Raw genomic sequence first — 8,061 nt, forward strand, 5'->3', positions numbered from 1 at the left:
GTGGCACGTCACCCCTGCCTCAGCTGGTCTCGGTGATCTCGGGCGCGGGCTCGTTCTTGTAGTTGGCCGGGCCGAAGTTGGCCTTGACGAACTTGTCCCACGAACCGTCGGACTTCATCTTCTCCAGCGCCTTGTTGATCTTGGACTGGAGGTCCTTGTCGCCCTTCTTGAGGCCGATGCCGTAGTTCTCGTCGCTCAGCTTGAGGCCGGCGAGCTTGAACTTGCCCTGGTGCTCCTTCTGCGAGGCGAAACCGGCCAGGATGGAGTCATCGGTGGTCAGCGCGTCGACGGTCTTGTTCTCCAGGCCGTTCAGGCACTCGGAGTAGCCGCCGAGCTGCTGGAGGTCCGCCTTGGGCGCGAGCTTGTCCTTGACGTTCTGCGCCGAGGTCGAGCCGGTGACCGAGCACAGCTTCTTGCTGTTGAGGTCGGTGGCCTTGGTGATGGAGGTGTCGTCGGCGCGGATCAGCAGGTCCTGGTGGGCCAGGAGGTAGGGGCCGGCGAAGGACACCTTCTCCTTGCGCTTGTCGTTGATCGAGTAGCTGGCGACCACGAACTTCACGTCACCGTTGCTGATCAGCGTCTCGCGCTCGGCGCTGGGCGCCTGCTTCCAGACGATGTCCTTGGCGTCGTGGCCCAGTTCCTTGGCGATGTAGGTCGCCACATCGACATCGAACCCGATGTACTTGCCGTCCTGGGTCTTCAGGCCGACACCGGGCTGGTCGTACTTGATACCGATGGTGATCTTGTCGCCACCGCCGGAGCCGCTGTCGCCGCCGCAGGCGGTGAGGGCCAGCGAGAGCGCGAGACCCGTGGCGAGGGCCGCGGATGCCTTGCGGAGCTTCATGGTGAACATCCCTTACGTCGTGGTTCGTCGGCCTTCGGTGGTGCCAGCGGTGGTGCCGTCGGCGGTGCACTCGGTGGTGCGGGCCGCGGTACGGGCCGCGGTGCTTTCGGTGGTGCGGCCTGCGGTGCCGTCGGTGGCGCGGGCCGCGGTGCACTCGGCGGTGCGGTCGGTGGGGCCGTCAGTGGTGCGGTCGGCGGTGCGGTCGGTGGGGCCGTCAGTGGTGCAGGATCTTCGACAGGAAGTCCTTGGCCCGGTCGCTGCGGGGATTGCTGAAGAACTCTTCGGGCGTGGCCTCTTCGACGATCTTTCCGTCGGCCATGAAGACCACCCGGTTCGCGGCGGAGCGGGCGAAACCCATCTCATGGGTGACGACGACCATCGTCATCCCGTCGCGCGCCAGCTGCTGCATGACTTCGAGGACTTCGTTGATCATCTCGGGGTCGAGCGCGGAGGTGGGCTCGTCGAAGAGCATGACCTTGGGTTCCATCGCCAGCGCCCTGGCGATCGCGACGCGCTGCTGCTGACCGCCGGAGAGCTGCGCGGGGTACTTGTCGGCCTGCGACCCGACGCCGACCCGGTCGAGCAGTTTGCGCGCCTTCTGCTCGGCGGCCCCCTTGTCCGTCCGGCGGACCTTGACCTGGCCCAGCATCACGTTCTGTAGCACGGTCTTGTGCGCGAAGAGGTTGAACGACTGGAAGACCATGCCGACGTCGGCGCGCAGCCGGGCGAGTTCCCTGCCCTCCTGCGGCAGCGGCTTCCCGTCGATCGAGATCGCGCCGGAGTCGATCGTCTCCAGGCGGTTGATGGTGCGGCACAGCGTGGACTTGCCGGACCCGGAGGGCCCGATAACGACCACGACCTCGCCCCGGGCGATGGTCAGATCGATGTCCTGGAGCACATGCAGCGCGCCGAAGTGCTTGTTGACGTTGCTCAGTACGACCAGGTCGTTCGCCCCTGGGACGGCGTCCCCGGCTTCCTTGGCCACTGATACTCCGCTCATCGGCTTACAGCTCCGTCCTCCTCGGTTGGGAGGACAGTAGTGAGACCGTGCGACCAGCGTCATTACATCTGAGCGGAAATTGAGCATAACGATCTGGCTTCAGGCGGACACTATGTGTGAAGGGGGTTACGCCCGGAGTACCGGGTGGATAACGGAAACCGGCGGGCGACGGAAAGCCCCTTGACTCCCCGGGTGCGGATCGGCCTTGATGCCCTGGTGCCCCGGGCGCCGCGCGAGTACGGCCGCCCGGCCGCCGCCGGAGGCAGGACGACCCGGCCGATGACCGAATCGCACGACCGAAGGGGGGCCATGAGGCTGCTGCTCGTCGAGGACGACAACCATGTCGCCGCCGCGCTGGCCGCGGTGCTCGCCCGGCACGGCTTCGACGTGGTGCACGCCCGCAACGGCGAAGAGGCGCTGCGCGCCGTGCTCCCGGCCACGAACCCGGGCAAACCGCCCTTCGGGGTGGTGCTCCTGGACCTGGGCCTGCCCGACCAGGACGGTTATCAGGTGTGCGGAAAGCTCCGTAAGCTCACCTCCACCCCGGTGATCATGGTGACCGCCCGCTCGGACGTACGGTCCAGGATCCACGGGCTCAACCTCGGGGCCGACGACTATGTGGTCAAGCCGTACGACACCGGTGAGCTGCTGGCCCGTATCCATGCCGTCGCCCGGCGCACCACGACCGGCGACGAGCCCGCCGCGCCGGGCGACGAGGCCCTGCGGCTCGGTCCCATGACCATCGAGCTGCCCACCCGCCGTGTCAGCGTCGACGGCACGGCCGTGCAGCTGACCCGCAAGGAGTTCGACCTGCTGGCGCTGCTCGCCCAGCGACCGGGAATCGTCTTCCGCCGGGAGCAGATCATCAGCGAGGTCTGGCGCACCAGCTGGGAGGGGACCGGACGCACCCTTGAGGTGCATGTCGCTTCCCTGCGCTCCAAACTCCGTATGCCCACGCTGATCGAGACCGTCCGCGGCGTCGGCTACCGCCTCGTCGCGCCGACCGCGCCGTAACCTTCTCCCCTGTGCGTACGCGACTCCTTCCGCTGCTGATCATCCTGATGGCAGGCGTGCTGCTCGCGCTCGGCTTCCCGCTCGCCATGAGCGTGGCCGCGGCCCAGCAGCAGCGGGTCGTCGTCGACCGGATCGACGACACCGTACGGTTCGCGGCGCTCGCGCAGTTCGTCACCGAGGGCACGGGTGCCGTCAACGAGCGGCGTGCCACCCTCCAGGAGCAACTCGACCGCTACCACGCCACCTACGGCATCGGCGCGGGCGTGTTCTACCGCGACCGCACCGCGATGGCGGGCGCCCCCGACGAGCTGGTCGTGCCGCCGGATGGCCAGGGCCACGGGGCGTTCGGGGAAGCCCTGTCGGGGCGGCGCAGCCAGGATCCGCCCCAGGTGTGGCCCTGGCAGCGGGACGGCCGGCTGGTCGTCGCCTCACCCGTCGTACGGGACGGGGACGTCGTCGCCGTCGTCTACACCGACTCGCCCACCGGTCAGCTGCGCTCACGGGTGCTGCGCGCCTGGCTGCTGATCGCGGCCGGGGAGAGCGCGGCGATGCTGCTCGCCGTCGGCGCCGCCTTCCGGCTCACGGGGTGGGTGCTGCGCCCGGTACGCGTCCTGGACGCCGCCACCCACGACATCGCCACCGGGCAGCTGAACTCCCGGGTCGCCGCGGCGAGCGGCCCCCCGGAACTCCGGCGGCTGGCCCGCTCGTTCAACGAGATGGCCGACAACGTCGAAGAGGTGCTCGAACAGCAGCGGGCCTTCGTCGCCGACGCCTCCCATCAGCTGCGCAACCCCCTCGCCGCGCTGCTGCTCCGTATCGAACTGCTCGCGCTCGAACTGCCCGAGGGCAATGAGGAGATCGCCTCTGTCCGCACCGAGGGCAAGCGCCTCGCCCAGGTCCTCGACGATCTGCTGGACCTGGCCCTCGCCGAACACGCGTCGGCGTCCCCCCAGCTCATCGATATCGGTGAGCTGGCGGCCGAGCGGGTCGCCGCCTGGCGCCCGCTCGCCGAGGAGAAGGGCGTACGCCTCCATGAGGAGCGCTCGGCGGTCACCGCCTGGGCGGATCCGATCGCCCTCTCCAGCGCCCTGGACGCGGTGATCGACAACGCGCTGAAGTTCACCCCGAGCGGTGAGGAGGTCTCCGTGTCGGTCGGCTCCCAGGGGGCCACGTCGACCGTGGTGATCACCGACCGCGGCCCGGGGCTGACCGACGACGAGCTGGCCCGTATCGGCGACCGGTTCTGGCGCAGTGGCCGCCACCAGAACGTCAAGGGCTCCGGGCTGGGGCTGTCCATCTCCCGCGCTCTCCTCTCGGCGGGAGGCGGCGGGATCTCCTACTCCCATCACGAGCCCCGCGGGCTCCGGGTGAAGGTGAGTGTGCCGCGCACGGCACCGGGACCGTAGGGCGTATGACCCTGGATTTCCCTGGACGTCCCTGGGTGTCCCTGGACCCGTCCGGGGCCGGATGGCACCCGGAGATGGCTACGGCTACGGGCTACGGCTTGACCGAGCGGTAAGGGCTACGGCTACGGCTTGACCGAGCGGTAGTAGCGCCGGGCCCCCTCGTGCAGGGGCAGCGGATCGGTGTAGACCGCCGTCCGCAGATCCACCAGCTGCGCCGGGTGGACGGTATTTCCTATGCGGTCCCGGCTCTTGATCACCGTGCGGGTGAAGCCCTCGACCATCGACGGGTCCGTCCGGTCCGTCGTCACCAGCAGATTCGCCACCGCCATCGTCGGCACCGCGGCACCGCTCTGCACGTTCAGATAGGCGTCGGGCGGCATCGCGGCCAGCCGGTAGTAGCTCGCGGCGTCACTGGTCCTGTGGACCTTGTCGACCAGGTCGGGGCCCAGGGGGACCAGGCGTATCCGGAAGTGCTCGGACAGTTTCTGCACGGCACCGGTCGGCAGCCCGCCCGACCAGAAGAAGGCTTCCAGGTCTCCCTGCTGGAGCATGGCGGGAACGGTGTCGATCCCGGCCGGTACGGAGTCGATGTCATCGTCCGGGTCGATCCCTGCGGCCACCAGCAGCCGCTCGGCCACCAGCCGCACACCCGAGCCGTCCTGCCCGACCCCCACCTTCCTGCCGCGCAGATCCGCGACCGTCCGTACCGGGGATTGCGCGGGCACGACGAGCTGGACATAGTCGTCGTACAGGCGCGCGCAGCCGCGCAGCCGTGCGGCTCCGGGCTTGCCGTCCCGCTGGTACTTGGCGACGGCGTCGGCGGTGGCGACGGTGAAGTCGGCCTCACCCGACGCGACCCGCGCCAGATTCTCCTGCGACCCCTCGCTGAGCTTGAGCTCTATGTCCACATCGGAGAGATCCCGGGCGAGTGCCTGCTTCAGCAGCACCCCGTAGCGCTGGTACACCCCGTTCTGTACGCCCGTACTGAACGTGATCGAGCGGCGCGGCCCGGACTCGCCGAGGGGGAGCAGCCACCACAGCCCCAGCCCGAGCAGCACCAGTAGAGCCGTGGCCGCCTTAAAGGCACGACGACGGCTGATTCCGGACACGGCCTGGAACATGGTCGCGATCCTGCCAGGTGACTCCCCGTAGTGACCAGGGCTCGGCATGGAGTCGTGACCGGGGGGTTGGCGTGGAGCCGTGACCGGGGGTCGGCGTGGAGCCGTGGCGGGGGCCTGGCCCTGGCAGGGCCGGGAGCACCGGGTACACCATCGGAAACAGCGCATCCTCCCGTACGCCCGCCGGGGGCGGGCCCGGACGCGCGGGCGCACCCGGCGTACGTCTGCCGTATGAGCGGTGGACCGACCCGGTGTCCGACGGCACCCGGTCCGGGGAGGCCCGTCCGCACCCGGTCGCGGAGGCGCGCACCCGGTCGCGGAGGCGCGCACCCGGCTGCGGAGGCGCGGCCCGCACCCGGTCCGGGGTGGCCCGCCCGCCCTGGTGCGGTGGCAGCCCCGCCTCCGGCGGCACCCCGCGCCCGTACGGGCGCCGGGGCAGGCACGGGCTCCGGCGGGAGCTGTCCCGGCCACCGCCTACCCTTGTCCCATGAGCAGCGGCAACCGGAGTCAGGCAGTGGACGTTCAGCGCAGTTATGAGATCCGCACCTATGGGTGCCAGATGAACGTCCATGATTCCGAGCGCCTGTCGGGCCTGCTGGAGGACGCCGGCTATGTCCGCGCGCCCGAGGGCGCCGACGGCGACGCCGATGTCGTCGTCTTCAACACCTGCGCCGTCCGGGAGAACGCGGACAACAAGCTCTACGGCAATCTCGGCCGGCTCGCACCGATGAAGACCAAGCGCCCCGGGATGCAGATCGCCGTCGGCGGCTGTCTGGCGCAGAAGGACCGCGACACCATCGTCACCCGGGCCCCCTGGGTCGATGTGGTCTTCGGCACGCACAACATCGGCAAGCTGCCGGTCCTGCTGGAGCGCGCCCGGGTCCAGGATGAGGCCCAGGTCGAGATCGCGGAGTCGCTGGAGGCGTTCCCGTCCACGCTCCCGACCCGCCGTGAGTCCGCGTACGCCGCCTGGGTCTCCATCTCGGTCGGCTGCAACAACACCTGCACCTTCTGCATCGTGCCCGCCCTGCGCGGCAAGGAGAAGGACCGCCGCCCCGGCGACATCCTCGCCGAGATCGAGGCGCTCGTCGGCGAGGGCGTGTCCGAGATCACCCTGCTCGGCCAGAACGTCAACGCGTACGGCTCCGACATCGGCGACCGCGAGGCGTTCGGCAAGCTTCTGCGCGCCTGCGGCGGGATCGACGGTCTTGAGCGCGTCCGCTTCACCTCGCCGCACCCCCGCGACTTCACCGACGACGTGATCGCCGCGATGGCCGAGACGCCGAATGTGATGCCGCAGCTGCACATGCCCCTTCAGTCGGGCTCGGACACCGTCCTTAAGGCGATGCGCCGCTCCTACCGGCAGGAGCGATTCCTCGGGATCATCGGGAAGGTGCGCGCCGCGATTCCGCACGCCGCCATCTCCACCGACATCATCGTGGGCTTCCCCGGTGAGACCGAGGACGACTTCGAGCAGACCATGCACACGGTCCGCGAGGCACGCTTCGCGAACGCCTTCACCTTCCAGTACTCCAAGCGCCCCGGCACCCCCGCCGCGACCATGGACGGGCAGATCCCCAAGGCGGTCGTGCAGGCGCGCTACGAGCGCCTGGTCGCGCTCCAGGAGGAGATCTCCTGGGACGAGAACAAGAAGCAGGTCGGCCGCACGCTGGAGGTCATGGTCGCCGAGGGGGAGGGCCGCAAGGACGGCGCCACCCACCGCCTCTCCGGCCGGGCCCCCGACAACCGGCTCGTCCACTTCACCAAGCCGGACGGGGAGGTGCGTCCGGGCGATGTCGTGACCGTCGGGATCACCTACGCCGCGCCCCACCATCTGCTCGCCGAGGGCGCGACCACCTCCGTACGCCGCACCCGCGCGGGCGACGCCTGGCAGAAGCGCACGGCGGCAGATGCCCCGAAGGCCGCCGGGGTGATGCTGGGTCTGCCGAAGATCGGTGTCCCCGAGCCGCTTCCGGTCGCCGCGGCGCCCGGCTGCGCCGTGGACTGAAACCGCTGCCCGCGCGCTGCGGACAGCTGCCGCGCCCCGGGTACTCGACCGGCTGCCCGCGCCGTGGGCCGTGGGCGGCGGCCACGCCCCGGGCTCGCCCTGAGGGGACTCCTCCGGCAGCCGGGCCGGAGCCGGGTGACCCGGCGCCATGTGGTTCTCGCTGTGCGGCCGTCCGGCCCGGTCCACCCGGCTCAGCGCCCGTGCGACCGCCGCCGAAACGGCACGCACTAGGCTGCCGATCATGCTTGTCGCCGCCGCCGTGTGCCCCTGTCCGCCGCTGCTCGTGCCCGAGGTCGCCGCAGGCGCCGCCGCCGAACTCGACGCTGCCAGGGCCGCGTGCGCCGACGCCGTCGGGGTGCTCGCCGCCGCCCGGCCCGACCTGCTCGTCGTCATCGGAGCCGCCGGACGGCACGAGGGCACGGGGACGCACCACGCGGGGGCGGCCGGATCCTTCCGGGGCTTCGGGGTGGACCTGGACGTACGGCTGGGAGCCGGGCGCCCCCAGGACCGGCCGCTGCCGCACTCCCTGGCGGTCGGCGCCTGGCTGCTCGGCAACGCACGGTGGGCCGCCTGCCCGGCCGAGGGACTGGCGGTCGGCGAGACACTCGACACCGGCCGCTGTCTGTCCGCCGGGCGGGAGACCGGTGCCCGGGCCGCCCGGGTGGCCCTGC

6 protein-coding genes and 1 pseudogene are annotated in these 8,061 nt (G+C 70.6%); 4 read left to right on the forward strand and 3 right to left on the reverse strand.

Annotated elements, in window-relative coordinates; genetic code table 11:
• Positions 1 to 19 precede the first annotated feature (19 nt).
• Positions 20 to 844, reverse strand: a complete 825-nt coding sequence (locus ACWF94_RS26570; RefSeq protein WP_453493494.1) for a glutamate ABC transporter substrate-binding protein — start codon at positions 842 to 844, stop codon at positions 20 to 22.
• A 214-nt stretch (positions 845 to 1,058) separates the two neighbouring features.
• Positions 1,059 to 1,844 carry an amino acid ABC transporter ATP-binding protein gene (locus tag ACWF94_RS26575; RefSeq protein ID WP_453493497.1) on the reverse strand — a complete coding sequence of 262 codons (786 nt, stop codon included), beginning with the start codon at positions 1,842 to 1,844 and terminating at the stop codon, positions 1,059 to 1,061.
• 309 nt (positions 1,845 to 2,153) lie between these two features.
• Here ACWF94_RS26575 and ACWF94_RS26580 point away from each other — a divergent pair, with 309 nt between their 5' ends.
• Positions 2,154 to 2,858, forward strand: coding sequence for a response regulator transcription factor (locus ACWF94_RS26580; RefSeq protein ID WP_453493500.1), 705 nt, complete (start codon positions 2,154 to 2,156; stop codon positions 2,856 to 2,858).
• Between the two features lie 11 nt (positions 2,859 to 2,869).
• Positions 2,870 to 4,264, forward strand: coding sequence for an ATP-binding protein (locus ACWF94_RS26585; protein WP_453493503.1), 1,395 nt, complete (start codon positions 2,870 to 2,872; stop codon positions 4,262 to 4,264).
• Positions 4,265 to 4,386: 122 nt separating this feature from the next.
• Here ACWF94_RS26585 and ACWF94_RS26590 read toward each other — a convergent pair whose 3' ends face one another.
• Positions 4,387 to 5,385: a TAXI family TRAP transporter solute-binding subunit gene (locus ACWF94_RS26590; RefSeq protein WP_453493505.1), complete on the reverse strand. Its 999-nt coding sequence runs from the start codon at positions 5,383 to 5,385 to the stop codon at positions 4,387 to 4,389.
• 484 nt (positions 5,386 to 5,869) lie between these two features.
• Between ACWF94_RS26590 and miaB the strand changes: the two genes are divergently transcribed.
• Together miaB and ACWF94_RS26600 are read left to right on the forward strand one after the other, a co-directional pair.
• The gene (miaB, locus tag ACWF94_RS26595; protein WP_453493508.1) at positions 5,870 to 7,390 is read left to right on the forward strand and encodes a tRNA (N6-isopentenyl adenosine(37)-C2)-methylthiotransferase MiaB; all 1,521 of its coding nucleotides are present in this window, start codon (positions 5,870 to 5,872) and stop codon (positions 7,388 to 7,390) included.
• Between the two features lie 241 nt (positions 7,391 to 7,631).
• Positions 7,632 to 8,061, forward strand: a pseudogene (locus ACWF94_RS26600) (hypothetical protein); the annotation flags it as partial.

The sequence above is a fragment of the Streptomyces sp. NPDC055078 genome (genome assembly GCF_053607985.1).